The organism is Mycobacterium sp. H4Y, from assembly GCF_000364405.1.
GTDB classification, from domain to species: Bacteria; Actinomycetota; Actinomycetes; order Mycobacteriales; family Mycobacteriaceae; genus Mycobacterium; species Mycobacterium intracellulare.
In genome coordinates, this window is the sequence record NZ_AKIG01000003.1 from 227,084 (window position 1) to 244,483 (window position 17,400).

General features: G+C 66.2%; 19 protein-coding genes and 1 pseudogene. 15 read left to right on the plus strand and 5 right to left on the minus strand.

Annotation, left to right across the window (positions count from 1 at the left end; genetic code table 11):
- The first annotated feature begins 26 nt into the window (after positions 1-26).
- Together W7U_RS21955 and W7U_RS21960 are read left to right on the plus strand one after the other, a co-directional pair.
- Positions 27-611, plus strand: coding sequence for an arsinothricin resistance N-acetyltransferase ArsN1 family B (locus W7U_RS21955; protein WP_036429872.1), 585 nt, complete (start codon positions 27-29; stop codon positions 609-611).
- Positions 608-1,562: pseudogene (locus W7U_RS21960) on the plus strand (membrane dipeptidase). The gene W7U_RS21955 and the pseudogene W7U_RS21960 overlap by 4 nt, the downstream one beginning before the upstream one ends.
- Before the next feature lie 21 nt (positions 1,563-1,583).
- On the opposite strand, the gene W7U_RS21965 reads toward W7U_RS21960, so the two are convergent.
- Together W7U_RS21965 and W7U_RS21970 are read right to left on the minus strand one after the other, a co-directional pair.
- Positions 1,584-2,222 carry a hypothetical protein gene (locus W7U_RS21965; RefSeq protein WP_036429732.1) on the minus strand — a complete coding sequence of 213 codons (639 nt, stop codon included), beginning with the start codon at positions 2,220-2,222 and terminating at the stop codon, positions 1,584-1,586.
- On the minus strand, positions 2,222-2,854 hold the full coding sequence (locus W7U_RS21970; RefSeq protein ID WP_008262771.1) for a hypothetical protein: 633 nt from the start codon (positions 2,852-2,854) through the stop codon (positions 2,222-2,224). Before W7U_RS21970 ends, W7U_RS21965 begins: the two co-directional genes overlap by 1 nt.
- A gap of 307 nt (positions 2,855-3,161) precedes the next feature.
- Here W7U_RS21970 and W7U_RS21975 point away from each other — a divergent pair, with 307 nt between their 5' ends.
- From W7U_RS21975 to W7U_RS22035, 13 genes are all read left to right on the plus strand, one after another.
- Complete coding sequence (locus W7U_RS21975; RefSeq protein ID WP_008262772.1) at positions 3,162-4,031, plus strand: ABC transporter permease; 870 nt, start codon at positions 3,162-3,164, stop codon at positions 4,029-4,031.
- A gap of 1 nt (position 4,032) precedes the next feature.
- A complete protein-coding gene (locus W7U_RS21980) occupies positions 4,033-4,890 on the plus strand; it encodes an ABC transporter permease (protein WP_008262773.1) in 858 nt (285 codons plus the stop codon).
- Positions 4,891-6,462: an MCE family protein gene (locus W7U_RS21985; protein ID WP_008262774.1), complete on the plus strand. Its 1,572-nt coding sequence runs from the start codon at positions 4,891-4,893 to the stop codon at positions 6,460-6,462.
- Complete coding sequence (locus tag W7U_RS21990) at positions 6,459-7,538, plus strand: MCE family protein (protein ID WP_008262775.1); 1,080 nt, start codon at positions 6,459-6,461, stop codon at positions 7,536-7,538. The genes W7U_RS21985 and W7U_RS21990 overlap by 4 nt, the downstream gene beginning before the upstream one ends.
- Positions 7,531-8,577: an MCE family protein gene (locus tag W7U_RS21995; RefSeq protein WP_008262776.1), complete on the plus strand. Its 1,047-nt coding sequence runs from the start codon at positions 7,531-7,533 to the stop codon at positions 8,575-8,577. Before W7U_RS21990 ends, W7U_RS21995 begins: the two co-directional genes overlap by 8 nt.
- Positions 8,574-9,689, plus strand: coding sequence for an MCE family protein (locus W7U_RS22000; protein ID WP_008262777.1), 1,116 nt, complete (start codon positions 8,574-8,576; stop codon positions 9,687-9,689). Before W7U_RS21995 ends, W7U_RS22000 begins: the two co-directional genes overlap by 4 nt.
- Before the next feature lie 2 nt (positions 9,690-9,691).
- Positions 9,692-10,924 (plus strand): MlaD family protein, encoded by a 1,233-nt coding sequence (locus tag W7U_RS22005; protein ID WP_036429734.1) that lies wholly within the window; start codon positions 9,692-9,694, stop codon positions 10,922-10,924.
- A complete protein-coding gene (locus W7U_RS22010) occupies positions 10,921-12,171 on the plus strand; it encodes an MlaD family protein (RefSeq protein WP_008262782.1) in 1,251 nt (416 codons plus the stop codon). Before W7U_RS22005 ends, W7U_RS22010 begins: the two co-directional genes overlap by 4 nt.
- A 31-nt stretch (positions 12,172-12,202) precedes the next feature.
- Positions 12,203-12,796 (plus strand): hypothetical protein, encoded by a 594-nt coding sequence (locus tag W7U_RS22015; RefSeq protein WP_008262784.1) that lies wholly within the window; start codon positions 12,203-12,205, stop codon positions 12,794-12,796.
- Between the two features lie 12 nt (positions 12,797-12,808).
- Entirely contained in the window at positions 12,809-13,600 is a 792-nt protein-coding gene (locus tag W7U_RS22020; protein WP_008262786.1) for a mannan-binding family protein, read from the plus strand.
- A 129-nt stretch (positions 13,601-13,729) separates the two neighbouring features.
- Positions 13,730-14,989, plus strand: a complete 1,260-nt coding sequence (locus W7U_RS22025; RefSeq protein WP_008262788.1) for a TetR/AcrR family transcriptional regulator — start codon at positions 13,730-13,732, stop codon at positions 14,987-14,989.
- Positions 14,990-15,260: 271 nt separating this feature from the next.
- A complete protein-coding gene (locus W7U_RS22030; RefSeq protein ID WP_008262789.1) occupies positions 15,261-15,485 on the plus strand; it encodes a hypothetical protein in 225 nt (74 codons plus the stop codon).
- A gap of 13 nt (positions 15,486-15,498) precedes the next feature.
- Positions 15,499-15,870, plus strand: a complete 372-nt coding sequence (locus W7U_RS22035; RefSeq protein ID WP_008262790.1) for a hypothetical protein — start codon at positions 15,499-15,501, stop codon at positions 15,868-15,870.
- A gap of 53 nt (positions 15,871-15,923) precedes the next feature.
- Here the strand turns inward: W7U_RS22035 and W7U_RS26570 are convergent, their stop codons facing one another.
- The 3 genes from W7U_RS26570 to W7U_RS22045 form a co-directional block, all read right to left on the minus strand.
- Entirely contained in the window at positions 15,924-16,091 is a 168-nt protein-coding gene (locus W7U_RS26570) for a hypothetical protein (protein ID WP_008262791.1), read from the minus strand.
- A gap of 67 nt (positions 16,092-16,158) precedes the next feature.
- Positions 16,159-16,944: a hypothetical protein gene (locus W7U_RS22040; RefSeq protein ID WP_008262792.1), complete on the minus strand. Its 786-nt coding sequence runs from the start codon at positions 16,942-16,944 to the stop codon at positions 16,159-16,161.
- Positions 16,941-17,366, minus strand: a complete 426-nt coding sequence (locus W7U_RS22045) for a hypothetical protein (protein WP_008262793.1) — start codon at positions 17,364-17,366, stop codon at positions 16,941-16,943. Before W7U_RS22045 ends, W7U_RS22040 begins: the two co-directional genes overlap by 4 nt.
- Between the last annotated feature and the right edge of the window lie 34 nt (positions 17,367-17,400).

Genomic DNA, 17,400 nt, shown 5'->3' on the forward strand with positions numbered 1-17,400 from the left:
AGCCTTCTGTGGTCGTGAGGCTAAGAATCGCCACGCCTGAGGACGCGGGCGCCATCGCTGACATCTATCTGCCGTATGTGCGGGACACGGCCGTGTCCTTCGAGACCGTCGCCCCCAGCGTCCAGGAGATGCGGTCGAGGATGACCACCACGCTGGCAACGCTGCCCTGGCTGGTCGTCGCGGACAGTCGAGGCCCCAAGGGTTACGCCTACGCAAGCCCACACCGGTCACGGGACGCCTACCGTTGGTGCGTCGATGTGTCGGTGTACCTCGACACATCCGTTCAGGGCCGGGGGCATGGCCGCCGAATTTACACGGCGCTGCTGAATGTGCTTGTCGCACAGGGGTACATCCATGCCTATGCCGGCATCACGCTTCCCAACGCTGCCAGTGTCGGTCTGCACGAAGCCTTGGGCTTCACCCCGGTCGGCGTCTTTCGCGACGTGGGCTTCAAGCGACAAAGATGGTGGGATGTCGGCTGGTGGCATCGTCGCTTGGCCGACCCCCCCGCGTCCCCGCGCGAACCGAGGCCCTGGCCCGAACTTGCCGATCGGGCCGTCGACTCCGCGCTCGAGGGTAACGGCTCGCCTCGGGAGAGTTCACCACCATGACAGCCCTGTTGTGGGACCAGCACACGTGCCTGCCGCTCGACACCGACGCCGACATCGGGCCGTTGACTCGTTACCAATACGCCGGCGGCACTGTGCTTTCGGTCAACGGGATATTCACCACACGGCTTCAGCGACGCCGTGGCCCTCCTGCACCACTTTCGTGCCGCAATCGACGCTCACCCCGACCTGGAACTGGCGGCCACCCTCGGTGAGGTAGACGCGGCGACCCAAGCCGGGCGCATCGCGGTCGTCTTCGACCTGGAAGACTCACGCCCGCTTGACGACGACTTGGAGAATGTGCGCAAGCTGGCGAACCTGGGAGTGCGCACCCTGTTGCCGACCTATAACAACGCCAACCGCGCGGGCAGCGGCTGCCTCGACCGCACCGACGGCGGCCTCACCGCCTGGGGCCGTACGATCGTCGCGGAACTGAACACGGTCGGCATCGTTCCCGACGGGTCTCACTGCAGTGCGCGCACCGGTCTTGACATGTGCGAGGTATCGACCGGCCCGGTCATTTACAGCCACTCATGCATGCGCGCGTTGTGGGACCATCCCCGCAACATCACCGACGATCAGGCCCGGGCCTGCGCGCAGACGGGCGGTGTCATCGGCATCACCGGCGTCGGCATCTTCCTCGGGCCCAACACGCCCACGCTGGAAGCGATGACACGGCACCTCGAATACGCCGTCGACCTCGTCGGCATCGAGCACGTCGGCATCAGCACCGACTTCTGTTTCGACGTCGCCGATTTCACCAACGAGCTGCGCCGCAATCCCCACCTGTTCGACGCCAGCTACACCCGCTGGGGCCCGATCCAGTGGGTGCCGCCGGAAACCTTTGTGACACTCGGTGAGTACCTGCGGGGAAGGGGATGGAACGGTCGTGACATCCAAGCGGTGCTCGGTGGCAACTTCTATCGGGTGGCCAAACAAGCCTGGCGCGCCTGAACAGGCCACCGGCGCATCAGTTCACGGCAGTTCGACCTTGCTGGCCAGCCATCGGCCGTCCACCTTTTCCATCGTCATCTTTACCCTGCTGCGGTCAAGCTGAGGTGCCGGCGCCGCACCGTTGCTCACCGACTGATCCACGAACAGCACGACGTCCACCTTGTCCTCGGTCGCCGACTGGACCGCCGCGTCGATGACGTTGCCGTGCGCCGCCGCCTTGTTGTCGATGAGCGTTTGGCGCAGCTGGGCGCTGGATTTCGTGTACATGTCCTTGAACTCGCCGGTCGAGCCGTCGAGAACTTCGGCGAAGTTCTTGTCGATCGCGTTGGCGTCCACGCTGGTCAGCGCGAGGATGTATTTCTTTGCAGCAGTGAGTGCTTGGGCCGCCGCCACGTCCTTCTGGTGATGCTGGAACAGCAACCAGCCCTCGTATCCGGCGCCGGCGAGTACGACCGTCAGCATCAGAGCGGCCGCCCAACGAGCGACGTTGATCCGCCGGCCCTTTCGCTTGCTCGGCCGCTGATCGTCTTCCCCATCGGCAGAGCCCTCACCGGGGTCCGTGTCTTCGGCAACTTCTGTGCCTTCTGCGGCGATGCGGAAGCGACTTACCAACCACGTCCCTGGGTTGCCGACTGTTCGTAGCGATGGGCGATGGTTCATCAGTCACATGCGCCGGAGTCACGCAGCGCGTTCGCCCAGCCGATGGCCGAGACGATATTCGCGTGGGTGACGCCCGACGGATCCTTTCTCTTGATGCTGTCGCTGATCCGGGACAACTGAAATGCCAAGTGGGCCATGGATTCCCCGCCGTATAACGGCGAATAGGGGCCGAAGTTGTCGGGTTCGTTGGTGATGATCAGTGGCTTCACCCGCGGGCCCAGAAAGGCCGTCGACCGATCGATGTTGGCGACAACGGCATCGGCGGTCCGCTGCACGCCACCGGCCGTATAGTCGTCGTGTTGGTCGCCGAGGTAGCGATTGAAGTCGTTGATCTGGCCCATCAATGGATCGAACTGGGTCTTGAACCATTGGCAGGAGTCGGACATTCCGCCGATCATCTCGGGGGTCACCCGAGAGGTGAACGTGTTGTAGGGCCAGACGTCGAAGTTCGGTGACCAATCGCTGGGCGCGGGGGTGAACGCCGGCTGCGGTGGGGGAGGTTCACCCGGATCGGCGTAGGCGGTGCCGGAAAGCACGAGGGCGGTCGCGAGCAGCGCCGGGCCGGCACACACGATGCCTCCGCCCGCCTGTCGCAACCTCGCCAGAATCATCCGCGCCTTCCCCGAGAACACGATAACTCGCGACCGCTCTAACCAACCATTTAGTCGACAAATGTCCAGTAACATCTGTGGCCCGGAACGGGATCTTCTCGCGAAGTCAGCGTCGCGTCAAGGGCGCGCTGGCAGGCGAAGATGCAAAGTGACCACGGGTCATAGCGGCACCAGGCGGGACAATTGAGCGCCAAATCTGCACAAAGTGCAAAGTGAGATCTTTCGTACAGCCTGAATAGCGGTTAACATAGCCGCCCGTGGGGGCACAGCAAAGGTTCACCAATGAACAGCCGTACCGGCGAGTGGCCGCGCTGAGGCGCATCCGGCGATGACCGCCCAGGACGATCGCCCGCTCACCGAGGACCGGGCGCCCGACAGTGTGGCCACCATCCAGGAGTGGTCCGCGGGCTATGTGGTGCGGCACCCCCTCGCCTCGCTGAACACACTGGGCGAGCAGTACATCCTCGCGGTCCGCACGGTCGAGTACTGCATGGTCGACCTGTTCACCGGCCGCTTCCAGTGGGCGGAGTTCGTGCGGCAGGGGGCCTTCATGGCGGCGACCGCCGTGCTGCCCACGGTCCTGGTGGCGCTGCCGATCGGGGTGACGCTGTCCATCCAGTTCGCCCTGTTGGCTAACCAGGTCGGCGCGACCTCGCTGGCGGGCGCCGCCAGTGGGCTCGCCGTGATCCGTCAGGCCGCCTCGCTGGTGGCCGCGGTGCTGATGGCATCGGCCGTCGGGTCCGCCATCACGGCGGACCTCGGGTCTCGGACCATGCGCGAAGAAACCGACGCCATGGAGGTCATGGGGGTCTCGGTGATCCGCCGCCTGGTCGTCCCTCGCTTCGCCGCCGCCATCATGGTCGGCGTGGCGCTGACCGGAATCACCTGCTTCGTCGGCTTTTTGGCCAGTTATCTGTTCAACGTCTACTTCCAACGTGGCGCACCGGGAAGTTTCGTGGCGACGTTTTCGTCGTTCGCCACCACGGAGGACATGATCGTCGCGCTGCTCAAGGCCGTGATCTACGGAGCCATCGTGGCGGTAATCGCCTGCCAAAAAGGGCTTTTCACCAAGGGCGGGCCGGCGGGCGTGGCCAACTCGGTGAACGCGGCCGTGGTGGAGTCGATTTTGGTGCTGATGATCGTCAACGTCGGGATCAGCCAGTTGTACAACACGCTGTTCCCCAGGACGGGACTGTGAAATGACGGCCTCCGCATACGTTCCCGGACTCGCACGACCGTTCATCGGCGCATACCGGGTCGCGGCCGCACCTACCATGCGCCTGGGACACATGCTGGTCTTCTTCGTCCGTGCCGTGCTCGCGGTGCCGATCGTGCTTCGGCAATACCGCACGGAATTCCTACGATTGCTGTCGAACATCGCCTGGGGCAACGGCTCGATCGTGGTCGGCGGCGGCACCGCCGGCGTCGCGGTGGTCCTCGGCTTCACCGCCGGCGCACTGGTGGCCGTGGAGGGATACAACTTTCTCAACCTGCTCGGCCTCGGCCCCGCCACCGGGATCATCTCGTCACTGGTCAACACCCGCGAACTGGCGCCCATCATGGCCTCCCTGGCGTTCGCGATGCAGGCCGGCTGCCGGTTCACCGCCCAACTCGGCGCCATGCGCATCGCCGAAGAGATCGACGCCCTGGAATCCCTGGCGATACGCCCCATCCCGTTCCTGGTCACGACGAGGTTGATGGCCTCCGTCATCGCCGTCATCCCGCTCTACATCGCCTGCCTCGCCGTCACCTACCTCACGTGCCAGGTGGTCGCCAACATCATCAGCGGCGGATCGATCGGCCCGTACCTGCACTACTTCACGATGATGCTCAGCGCCAAGGACATCGCCTACTCGGTACTCAAATGCGTTGTCTTCGTGTGGCTTTCCTCCACCGTGCAGTGTTACTACGGGTTCTACGCCGCGGGCGGACCCGAGGGCGTGGGCGTCGCGGCCGGGCATGCCATGCGGGCGAGCATCACCGTCGTGATCATGGTCAACATGTTGCTCACGATGGCGCTGTGGAGCATCGACGCCGGCGCGAGATTCGGTGGCTGAATGGCCAATTCGCTAGATTTCGACGGGCGGGGCCCCACCGACCAACAGCTGGTGGCCCTGGGCGCGACGGTGCTGCTGATCGCGGGACTGATCACGGCAAGCCTGCTGCTGAAGTCCACCGGCCGGCTCAACGACTACATCCGCGTGGTCGCGGAGCTGACGAACGTGGGCGATGGGCTGCCGGCGCGGTCCGATGTCAAATACCACGGGCTGCTCGTCGGCGCCGTCGACAACGTCGTCCCGGCGGCCTACGGCAAACCGAACTACGTGCACATCAACCTCAAACCCGAATACGCCAAGGACATCCCGAGCGCGGTGACCGCGCGCGTGGTGCCCAGCAACGTGTTCGCGGTCTCGTCGGTGCAACTCGTCGACGGCGGCCCGAGCCCGAGCATCCGCACCGGGACGCGCATCCCCGAGGACCTGCAGCTGTCGACGGTGATCTTTCAGACCACGATCAGCAAGCTACGCGACATCCTGGCCGCCACCGGCCGGGCCCGCGAAGACCACAGTGTCGGCATCCTGGCCGCCGTCGCGGCCGCCACCAACAACCGGCGCGGCACCTTGCTGACTGCCGGCGCGCAGCTGACCCGGCTGCTCGACGAGCTCAACGCCATCGTGACCACCGACCCGGGCCCGTCCACGGTCTCCGCGCTGCTGGACGCCACCCGCGGCCTGCAGGCCACCGCGCCCGACCTCGTCGACGTCTTGCACGACGCCGTCAAACCGATGCAAACGCTGGCCGAAAAGCGCGAGCAATTCCGGTCTCTGGTCACCGGCTCGCACCACACCTTCGGCGTGAACCGGCAAGCGTTCGACAACCACACCGACCAGCTGATCGAGATGAGCCAGAACCTCACGCCCGCCCTCGGCGTGTTCGCCCTGAACAGCGACAAATTCGTCCCCATCTTCACCCGGCTGAACCGGCTGTCGGACAAGTTCTTCGAAGAGGTGTGGGATCCGGAAATGGACACCGGGAACATGCGAGTCAATCTGGCGCTCACCCCGACCTACACCTACACCCGCGCCGATTGCCCGCGGTATGGTCAGTTGCTCGGGCCGAGCTGCTACACCGCCCCGACCATCGCGGTGCGCCCGGACCTGCCCGAGGTGTTGTTGCCGCAGAACTACCACGCGCCAGCGGATTTGGCGCCGCCCCCGGGCACGCAGATCGGACCGGATGGCAACCTTACCGCGGTGGGCCCGCCCCTGTTCAACCCGAATCCCAGCCTGGAAGACCCCAACCCGCCGTTGCCGTGGTGGCCGTGGCAGATCGGCCCGACCCCCCGCGTCCCGGGGACCGCCGACCCCGACGACGCGCCGCCCGCAGCGGCGCCGGGACCGCCTCCGCCCAGTCCGGACCCGCCCGATGCGGCCGCGCCGGCGTCCTACGGCGGCAACGTCGGCCCGGTGGGCAGCCAACACGAACGCGACCAACTCGGCGCGATCACCGGCCAGGGCCGTCCGGCGTCGGTTGCGACGCAACTGCTGCTGGGCCCGCTGGCGCGCGGCGCCACGGTCTCCCTGAAACCACGGCAACCGCAGCCGGCGCCGGGTGGTGAGCCGAAATGAAGGTACGCGGACCGCTGATCGGGCTGTCGCTGTTCATGGCGATCGCCATCACCGTGACGTGGATGGTGTACGCCACCCTGCGGCGCGACGTGGCCGGGCCGACCACGCCGTACGCGGCGATGTTCACCGACGTGTATGGACTACGCATCGGTGACGACGTCCGCATGGCCGGCGTGCGGGTGGGCCGCGTCGAAAACATCGAACTGGCCGGCAAATTGGCGAAGGTCTCGTTCATCGTCGAGAACGACCAGCACCTGTACGGCAACACGGTCGCATCGGTGACCTACCAGAACATCATCGGGCAGCGGTATCTGGGGTTGTCGCTCGGCGAAACCGGCAGCAGGGGAACGCTTTCGGCGGGCAGCGTGATACCGGTGCAGCAGACGGAACCCTCCTTTGACGTCGGCAAGCTGCTCAACGGTTTCGAGCCGCTGTTCACCCTGCTCAACCCCAAAGACGCCGACGACCTGACCAAGGGGGTCCTGCAGTCGCTGCAAGGCGACCAGGCGTCCATTCCGCTGCTGGTGCAGCAGACCTCGACGATCACGCGGACGCTGTCGGCGCGCGACCAGTCGTTGGGCGACCTCATCAGCAATCTCACCAAGGTCACCGACACCGTCGCGCGGCAAAACGACGACCTCGACCACGCCCTCGATCAAACCCGCTCCGCGGTAGCCAATTTCGATGCCCGCCGCCCGGCGCTGCAGGATTCGGTGGGTTCGATCGCCCGCGTGACCCGCCGCCTCGCGGCGATCGCCGACGACGTCGACCCGTCATTGAACCAGCTGATCACCCGGGAGCCGGGATTCAGCAAGCACCTGGCCGGAATCGAGCCCCAGCTGGCGTTCACCGGTGACAACCTCCCCCTGTTGCTCAAGGGTTTCGCGCGGGCGCTCAGCGAGGGTTCCTACGGCAACGCCTACGCGTGTGACCTGAACGCGACGGGCTTCTTCCCCGGGCTCAACGACATCACCACGTTCATCGTCAACGCGGCCACGCCCGGAAACGCGTATCCGATCACCACGAAGAACATGGGGTGGCACACCCCGCGATGCAGGAACATGGCCAATGGCTGACGCTCTGAGAACCCGATGGCTGCGCTGGCGACCGCTCGAGTCCTACAACAGGACCTGGCTCGGACTGGGCGGGCTCGCGGTGGTCGCGGTCCTCGTCGCGGTGTCGCTGGGGATCAAGCTTCTCGGCGTCGGTTACACCCATTACACCGCCGAATTCCTGCAAGCCGCCACGCTGCGGCCCGGAAACCCCATCACCATCGCCGGGATCGAGGTCGGGCACGTCACCAGCATGAAACTCGACGGCGATCACGTCGAAGCGGGCTTGAGCGTGCGGGACAACGTCGCGCTGGGCAAGGACACCCGGGCGGTCATCAAGGTGATGACCATCCTCGGATCGCGCTATCTGGAGCTGGTGCCCGACGGCCCGGGATCGATTCCGGGCAAGACGATCACCCTGTCCCACACCGCGGTGCCCTACGACCTGCAGTCTCTGCTCGAAGACGCCACCACCACATTCGAGCAGGTCGATTCCGACCAGTTCGCGCAGTCGCTCGCCGTGCTGGGCAAGCAACTGGGCGGGGTACCGCCGCTGGTTCCGCAGGCGGTCGCGAACCTGCAGACGTTGTCGGCGATCACCGCCGACCGCCGGGGACAGCTCGGCACGCTGCTGAAAAGCACTCAGCGAGTGGTCAATACGCTACGAAGCCAGCAGACCAACATCGGGCATCTGATGGATCAAGGGCAGGACCTGCTCGGCCACCTGGTGGCCCGCCAGGCCACCTTCCACGCCATGTTCGCGGCGCTGACCGAGCTGGTCGATCAGCTCGACAAGGTCGTCGTCACCAACCGCCCCATGCTCGACGAATTGTTCGTCAACCTGCATGACCTGACGAACATGATCGGCCAGCACGACGACTTGGTGCGCAACACGCTGCAGGTCGCCCCGGTGGCGCTGCGGGGCTTGACGAACGCCACCGGCTACGGTCCGGTCGTCGAATTCAACCTGCCCAACGGGCTCGCCATCGACTCGTGGATGTGCGCCATCAGTGGCCGCGCGAAGGAATTCAAGATGATCCAGTACTTCAAGGACTGCAAATGATCTCCGGTCGGGGCAGGCTCATCGCCGTCGCCGCGGTGGCAGCGGCGGCGGCGGCCGTCGCCATCGGCGTGCTAGGGCACTATGTCAAATCGCGCCTCGACACGATGACCGTGATCGCTCAATTCGACAGCGCCGCCGGCCTTTACGAGGGAAACGTGGTCGCGGTGCTCGGCATGCCGGTGGGGAAGGTCAGCAAGGTCACGTCCAAAGGCAGCTACGTCGAGGCCGAGCTGACGGTGGACAAGAAGGTCAAGATCCCCGCCGCGGTCCGCGCCGTCACGATCACTACCTCGATACTCACCGACCGCCAGGTTGAATTGACCCCGCCATACCGGAGCGGACCGGTGCTCAAGAACCACGACACCATAGGACTGACCAGGACGAAGACGCCCGTGGCGTTCGACCGCGTCCTCGACATGCTCGACAAAGTCTCCAAATCGCTCAAGGGCGACGGGAAGGGCGGCGGCCCGGTCGCCGACCTCAGCGACGCGGCCGTCGCCATCACCGATGGGAACGGCAAGAAGATCCTGGCCGCCCTCGACGAGCTTTCCAAAGCGCTGCGCCTCAGTTCCGAGCGTGGCGTCACCACCCGCGAGCAACTGACCACCATCGTCACCGACCTCAGCTCGATCACCGAGGCGGCCGCGCGCAACGACGCCAAGGTGCGCGAGTTCGGCTCCACCACACGGCAGCTCAGCCAGATCCTGGCCGACGAGAAGTTCGGCACTGGCGCCACCGGGCGGACCATCAACCGAATACTCGAAGAAGTCACCACGCTGATCGAGAACAATCGCGACAACCTCAAGCAGGCCGTCCGCAACGGGGACACGGTCGCCAAGACTCTTGTCGCGGATCAGCGCGTCGTGGCCGAGATGCTGGACGTGCTCCCGCTGACGCTGGAAAACCTGTACAACACCGTCGATCGCACCAATGGCGCGATCCGTGTGCACGGCCTGCTCGACAAGGCGCTCACCGACAGCCAGTCGGCCAAGGAGCTGTGCAATCTGATGCACCTGCGCCAATTGGGCTGCAGCACAGGGACGCTACAGGATTACGGCCCGGACTTTGGTCTGACCTACATTCTCGACGGCCTCTCGGCGATGGGGCAGTAGCGATGACCTGGGGCAAGCACAAGGCAATGGCGGCGGCGCTGAGCGCGGTGATGGTCAGTGCGGGCTGTGCCACCAACGGCCTGGCCAGTTTGCCGCTGCCGGCACCGGGAATCGGCGGCGGTGGATATTTGCTCAACGCCGTGTTCTCCAACGCCCTGAATCTGCCCGCCCATGCCAAGGTCAAACTCGCCGGCGCCGACGTCGGGCAACTCGAGAAGATGGTCGCGCGCAACTACAACGCGGTGACCACCCTGCGCATCATGGACGGCGTGCGCATCCCCGTCGGCAGCACCGCGGAGCTGCGATCGGCGACACCGCTCGGCGACGTGTTCGTCGCCATCAAGCCACCGACCCCGGTGGACCCGAATGCGCCGCTACTCAAGGGCGGCGAAACCATCGGGCTGCCGGCCACCCGCGCCGCCGCCACCGTCGAGAGCGTGCTCAGCTCGGCCGCGCTCCTCGTCAACGGCGGTGCGGTCCGCAACTTCACCAACATCGTCAACGGCGCCGGGAAGGCAACAGGCGACCAGGGACGCGCGTTCGGCGACCTGATCAACCGGACCAATCTATTGCTGGGCAAACTCAACGCCCGATCGGAGCAGATCGACGCGGCGGTGACCGAGACGGCGGGCCTGGCCGATCGCCTGGATGAGAAGAACCAGGCGATCACCGAGGTCTTGCAGGCCGTCGGCCCGGCCACGAACCTGTTGTCCAGCAACGCCGATGAAATCGCCGACGTGGTCGACGAACTCGGCGCCACGACCCGGCAGCTCTCCAAATTCCCCTCCATCGCCGGCACCGACAAGACGGGCCGCAGCGTCATCAAGGACGCCAACACCATCGCCGCCGCCTGGAACGATGTCGTGCTGAGCCCCGATACCAGCCTCGCCGCGCTGAACCGGCTGATCCCGCCGTTCGTGAAAACCACGTCCAGCGACGCCATTTCGGTACGCGGAAGCTTCGACCGGCTGGTCATGGGATCGCGACCCGGTACCGGGGCGGAGACCGGGGGGTTCAAGGGCGACCCGGCGTTTCACGGACCCATGCGCCGCGACTGGAACTACATGATCGGCTCGATCAAGTACGTGTTGTGGCGCCTGCAGGAACGCGTCGTGGGTCGCGGGCCGCAAACGCCGATGGGCCAATCCCCGTGGACGCCGAGCGGTCCGCCGCTCCCCCCGGCGCCCGGGGGAGAAGCGCCGCCCGATCCCATGAACCCGGAGCCACCGCGATGATCGACACCCTCGCTCGAATCATCGTCGCCGCGGTCCGAGCCGGTCACCGCCAGCGCGCCTGGCTGTCCGGCCTCGCCCTGGTGCTCACCCTCGTGGTCGGCCTGGCCTACCTGGCGATCGGCGCATTGCGCATCAATCCGCTGGACCCCACCTTCCAGGTCACGATCCGGCTGCCCGAATCCGGCGGGTTGCTGGCCAACCAAGACGTGTCCGTCCGCGGGATCCGGGTCGGACGGATCCAGTCCCTGCGACCCACACCCACCGGTGTCGAGGTGATCGCAAACATCAACGCGAACACCAAGATTCCCGCCGCCAGCCCGGTGCGGGTGTCCGGACTCTCACCCGCCGGCGAACAGTACATCGATTTCGAGCCCGCCTCCAACAGCGGACCGTTCCTGTCGAACGGCAGCGTGATCGGCCCACAGCGCACCACGACTCCCATCCCGCTGTCCCAGGTGCTGGCCGACGCCGATGGGATGCTCGCCCAAACCGACCCGAAGAAGCTCGAAATCGTGAAGCGCGAACTGAGTTTGAGCAAGGAGGGCCCGCAGAAGCTCACCGACATCATCGACGGTTCGACGTTCCTGCTCTCGACGATGGACCCGGTGCTGCCGCAGACCGTCAGCATGCTCAAGACCAGTCGCGTGGTCCTGACCACCCTCTCCGACAAGAATGCCGGGCTCGCGGTCGCCGCACGCAATGTCGGCGACCTCATGACCGGTGTGAACAAGATGGACCGCGGCTATCGCAAATTCGTCGACCAGACACCGCACGCGATGTCGTCGGTGGACAACCTGTTCGACGACAACTCCGACACCATGGTCGGGCTGCTGGCCAACCTGGTGACCACCGCGCGGATCATCTATGTCCGGGTTCCGGCCTTGAACGCGGTCTTCCCGAACTACCGGGGGTCCACGCTCGAGGCCCTGATGACGACCATGCACGAGCACGGGCTGTGGGCGACCGCCGACATCTACCCGCGCTACACCTGTGACTACGGCACCCCGCGCCGGCCGTCGTCGTCGGCGGACTACCCCGAACCGTTCCTGTACACCTATTGCCGCGACGACGACCCCCAGGTGTTGATCCGCGGCGCCAAGAACGCCCCCCGGCCGGGCGGCGACGACACCGCGGGCCCCCCGGCCGGCGCCGACCTCGGCCAAACCGCGGATCCAACACCCAAGGTCCGGTTCACCATTCCCACGCCGTACGGCGGACCGGTGCTGCCGATCGAACCACCCCACTGACCCACCGACACCCAGACCTCAAGGAGCCACCGTGACCGTGACCGCCGACCAAGCATGCGACACCACCGAGGACATCGAGAAGCCACCCGACGACGGGGAAGACGCGTCGGACACCGGGGAGAAGGACCCGAAAACCGCGGCGCGCCCGTGGAAAAGGTACGCCCGCATCGCCGTGGTGGCCGCCGTCTACCTGGGCGCATTCGGCCTTGCGGGTGGGCTGGGCGCCAAGCTGTGGGATGAGCACACGGTGACTCAGGCCGGGCAGGCGGCCCAGCGAACCGCGATCGATTATGCCCAGGTGCTGACCAGCATCGACTCCAACCAGGTCGACCAGAACTTCTCCGCCGTACTCGACGGCGCCACAGGGGAATTCAAGGACACCTACACCAAGGCCAGCGCGCAGCTTCGGCAGCTGCTGGTCGACAACAAGGCCACCGCGCACGGCACGGTCGTCGACTCCGCGATCGAATCCCTGAGCAGAACCAGGGCGGTGGTGTTGTTGATGGTCGACCAGACGGTCAGCAATGCCGTGCGACCCGACGGCCGCGTCGACCGGAGTCGGATGAAGATCACGATGGACAATGTCGGCGGCCGTTGGCTGGCCAGCAAAGTCGAACTCCCCTAGGACGTTTCGGTCATGCGGATAATCCGGCTTTCGGCCAGTGTCGCGGCGGTGGCCGCGGCGGTGTTGACCGCGCCGTCGGCGTCGGCGTCGGCGTCGGCGCAGGCGTTTTGCGGCGACCTCGGCGGGGACTGGGACGGACAGTACTGCCACGCCTCGGTGACATCCGAGCGAAAAGCCGTGCGCGACATCAAGATGGCCCTGCCGGGCGATCTGGTCGAAAACCCGACCAGCGGCCCCGCGATCCGCGAGTACCTGCACACCCTGATGAACAACTGGCGCGCGAAGGGCGCCTCGATGGTCCAAGACAGCTGGGGCGAGGAGAACTTCCAAGTCTTCTCGCATGGGCGCGCGCTCAGCGTCGCCTTCCACGAGGACTACCACGCCGACGGGCCGTCGTTCAACAACGCCTATCGCACGTTCACCTTCGACATGGCGTCCGGACGGCGGCTGCAGCTGGCTGACATCACCAAACCCGGTGTCGACCCGCTGACCGCTATCCCTCCGTTGGCCGAACCGTTCATTCAGGAGGCGCTCGACCGCGCCGCGTGGCAACACACCCCGGGGACATATCCGTTCACCGTCGACCGCTGGACACCGGACAACGTGTTCTCCGGGGGCTACAAGGCGTGGGCGCTCACGCCCGACGAGCTGATTCTCTACATGCCGGACTACCCGGTCGGGCACGACTCCCCGATCCAGTACGGGCAGTCCCAGCAATGGTTTATGGACGGAGGCACCGCCCAGCCACACATCCCGCTCAGCGCGCTCAGCCCGGTGCTGCGGCCGGAATTCGGCGGGGCGTAACGGGGTTAGACGTCCAATGACCTCGCGTACGACGCTGCGCCCGGGCGCGCGGCCCCAACTTGCCGTCCCCACAAAACCGGCGGTCCACCGATCGCCCGATCAGCCGCCGCTGCGGCTACGGTGATCTGTATGCCATCGGCTAGCCGCTCGTCTGCGGATCACGTCAAGCGGCGCCCGAAGGACCGCAAGATCCAGATCGCCCGCGCCGCCACCGATGCCTTCAGCGAGCTGGGCTACCACGCCGTCAGCATGGAGAATATCGCGGCGAGGGTCGGGATTTCCGCGGCCGCGCTGTACCGGCATTCGCAAGGCAAATACGACCTGTTCCGCGATGTCGTCTTGGCGCTGGGCCAGCAACTGGTCGACGCGACGGCGTTCGCCGACGACGTGCCCGCCGACGCCGATCCCGAAAAGGTCCTCAGCGCGCTCACCCGTGCGCTGATCGACACCACGATCGTCAACCGCACCACCGGCGGGCTGTATCGGTGGGAAGGCCGCTATCTGCGCGGGGACGACCAACGCGCTTCGGCGGAGCAGATCAAGCTGATCAACCGGCGCCTGCAGCGGCCGTTGGTCAGGCTGCGCCCCAAACTCACATCGCGGCAACGCTGGTTGCTGTCGGCGGCCACGTTGAGCGTCATCGGCAGCATCACCGACCATCGGTCCCGCCTCGGCAACGCGGAGATCCGGGCGGCGCTCACCGATATCGCGACCGCGGTGCTGCACGCCGAGTTGCCGGCGCAGCACCGACGCGGCTCCGAACCGCTGCGGACGTCGACGCTGACCAGCGCCGCGGGCAGCTACGAGCTGCTGCTCCACGAGTCAATGCGCCTGTTCAACGAACGCGGTTACCGCGAGACCGCGATGGAGGACATCGCCGCCGCGGTGGGCATACCGGTTGCCAGCATCTACCAATACTTTCCGGGGAAGGCCGCCATCTTGGCGGTCTACTACCGGCGCGCCGCCGACCAACTCTCCGGCGACCTGTCCAGCATCCTGGCCACCAGCGACGACCCGGAGCAGGCGCTCGCCCGGCTCATCGACGCCTATGTGACCCGGTCCTTCGCCAACCCCGAGCTCGCGTGCGTCTATTACACCGAGCGTCACAACCTGCCCGAGTCAGATGCGGTGCTGCTCTACAACATTCAGCGCTCGACCGTCGAATCCTGGGCCCGGTTGGCCGTCGCCGCCAGGCCGGAACTCACCCTGGGACGCGCGCGGTACGCCGTGCACGCCGCGTTCGCGCTCGCGGTGGACATCGGGCGACTCGTGTACCCCGACACCAGCCTGTCCGCCACGCTCACGGTTCGTCGCCTGATGGAAGTGACGGTGCTGGGGCGGCCGGCCGCATCGCCCGACGCGGTCGGCGAGATCCGACAACGTCGCTGACAGACAATTCAATCCGAAGAACCGCGCTGCACTTGCTGTGATGCGTGCGTAGCGATCGACGAGTCGGCGGTGCTGAACGTGCCGTTGCAGCAGCATATCTCCGCGTGAAGCCGTCGTGCCGATCACCGCCGGCCGGTCCCCTGCACTACCAAAACGTGCGAATCGGGATTAACATATTCAGCGTCTAGTCCGCGCGCCGGAATGTGGTGGTCCTCATCGCTTGGTGTGGGTCGGCGGCAATTCCGGCAGCGCCCGCGCGAAAGGGACGCTCATGCTCAGCAGGCTCCGCAAGCTCCTCGAGTATCAGTTGAGCATCGCCGAACTGCTGGGACTGGGCATCCTGCTGGGTACGCCGTACCTGATCGTCGGCGTGATCTGGTCGAGCACCCACACGGCGCATCTGCACGACATGCACGGCGTCGATTTGGTGGTGTCGTTCCTCGGCTCGATCGTGTCCTGGCCGGTGCTGCTTTTCGCCAACGTGTGCATGACCTAGGGGGCTCAGGGGGATGATCACCCGCGGACCGCTCATTGTCTTCGCGGCGGTGGTGTTCTTGGCCGGCGGACTTTTCGCGCTCCGGTTCCCGGTTTTCATCGAGGCCTACGACCAGTTCGGCTGGCAAGTCAAATGCGGCAGCGGTTTTACCACCGATCTGACCCAGGCCTTCAACGCGGAGAAGAAACCGCCCGGCCAAAAGGCAAGCGCCGGCGCGCCGCACGCGGCGGGCAGCAACTACGTGCGTCAGTGCAATAACGCGCTGATGGCCCGGCGCGTGTGGGCGATCCCCGCGGCGGCCCTCGGGGGCCTGACCCTGACCTGGGTGGCGGTCGCGGCGCTCGCCCACGATCGCCGAGCCCGCATCGAGCACAGCGAAGGCTGATCGACAATAACGGAGATCCGAAATCCATTGGTAATCAACAGTTGTCGGTGACCCTATCGCGTGGTCTCATCGGGGGTGTCGTGCCGCGACTGGTGCAAACCCGGCGCGTGGGGGTCTTCGTGCTGGTGCTCGAGTTGTTCCTGGAGTTTGCGTTGTTCCTCGGTTGTCTTCCGCGCGTCCTGGGGCGCAGCGGGCGAGTCGGCGTTGACTTCCTGATCCACCGGGATCTCCTCCGAACGTCTGCGATGGCTCCTGTCAGGGTCGCCCGAATCGCATGCGTCGAAACACTCAATACCGTTTGACCACGGCGCGCGGGGCGGTGCGCCAGGTTCTACCGCCCTCGTCCTGACCGCGCGGTGGCTCGAGAAGCAGCACGGCCAGTCCGTCGAGCAGCACCGGGCGCACCCAGTCGCCCAGTTCGATCACCTCGCCGGGTGTCGGCTGGCGGTGCAGGTCGTCGCGGGCGAGATCGATCGGTGTCAGGGTGCGGACGGTGTCGAGCGTGGCGTGGTGGGGCAGCTTGCGGATGCCGGGCAGGGTGATGAAAAGGCCGTCGTTGCCGGACAGGTGCAGTCCGATCGCCGCCAGCGCGCCGGTCATGCCCTCCCGGGTGCCGCCGTGTCCCGACAGATGCACCCCGAGAGCTGGGGCGAGTTCGCGGGCTTCGCTGGGATGCAACACCTCTCGTTTGGCGCGGCGACCGAACTCGATGAGTGGCGCTGCGTCGTCGAGATCCCCAGGAATGACGACGGCGAGGCCGGGGTCGGCGTCGGGTGGGCAGACCCGTTCCAGGAATCGCCCGGCGAGTTCGATGATTTCGCCTCGTGCCCCGTGGGGGTCGCCGTCGGCGCTGCGCCAGGCCAGGCAGGCGCTCGAATTGTGGGACGTATAGGGGATCCGGTCGTCGACGAGCAGCTGGTGACGGGTGGCGCCGGCGGGCGCGCCGAGGCCCGCCGCCGCCAACTCGCGAAGCAGCGCGCGGGCGCGCCGACCGGTGCCGGGTGTGTAGGCGTTGTCGGTGTCGTCGATGCCGACGAGCAGGTCCACACCGGCGAGCGCGAGAGCTTCGGTCATGGGTTGACCACCAGGGCGGTGACATCGCGAACCCATTGATCGCGGCTGAGCCGCGCGCCCGTCAGCTTGAGCGTGTTGCGTTTGGTGAAGCTGAGGATGGTTTGATCGTCGAGCGCGGCGGCGATCAGCGTCTGGGCCGGGTCACGCCCCTCGACCCGGACCCGGGTGGCGTCGGCCGCGCCCGCCGCGTTGAGAATCGAGCGCACGCTGGGCCCCTTCTGGGCCTGCGCTCCGTGCGATTGCGGCGTGGTGATCTCCACCTGGGGGAGCTGCTGCAGCTGCGCGATGGTGAACTGGTCGAGGACGCGGTGGTTGTCCTGGACGACGAGCCGGTTGTCGGTCCCGGAGGGGCCGCACGCCGCGATCCCAGCGCTGACGGCCAGGACCGCGACTGCCCGAAGCGACGGCATATAGCTGCGCATTTTCGGATCTTATCCTGTGAATACGCCGCAAATG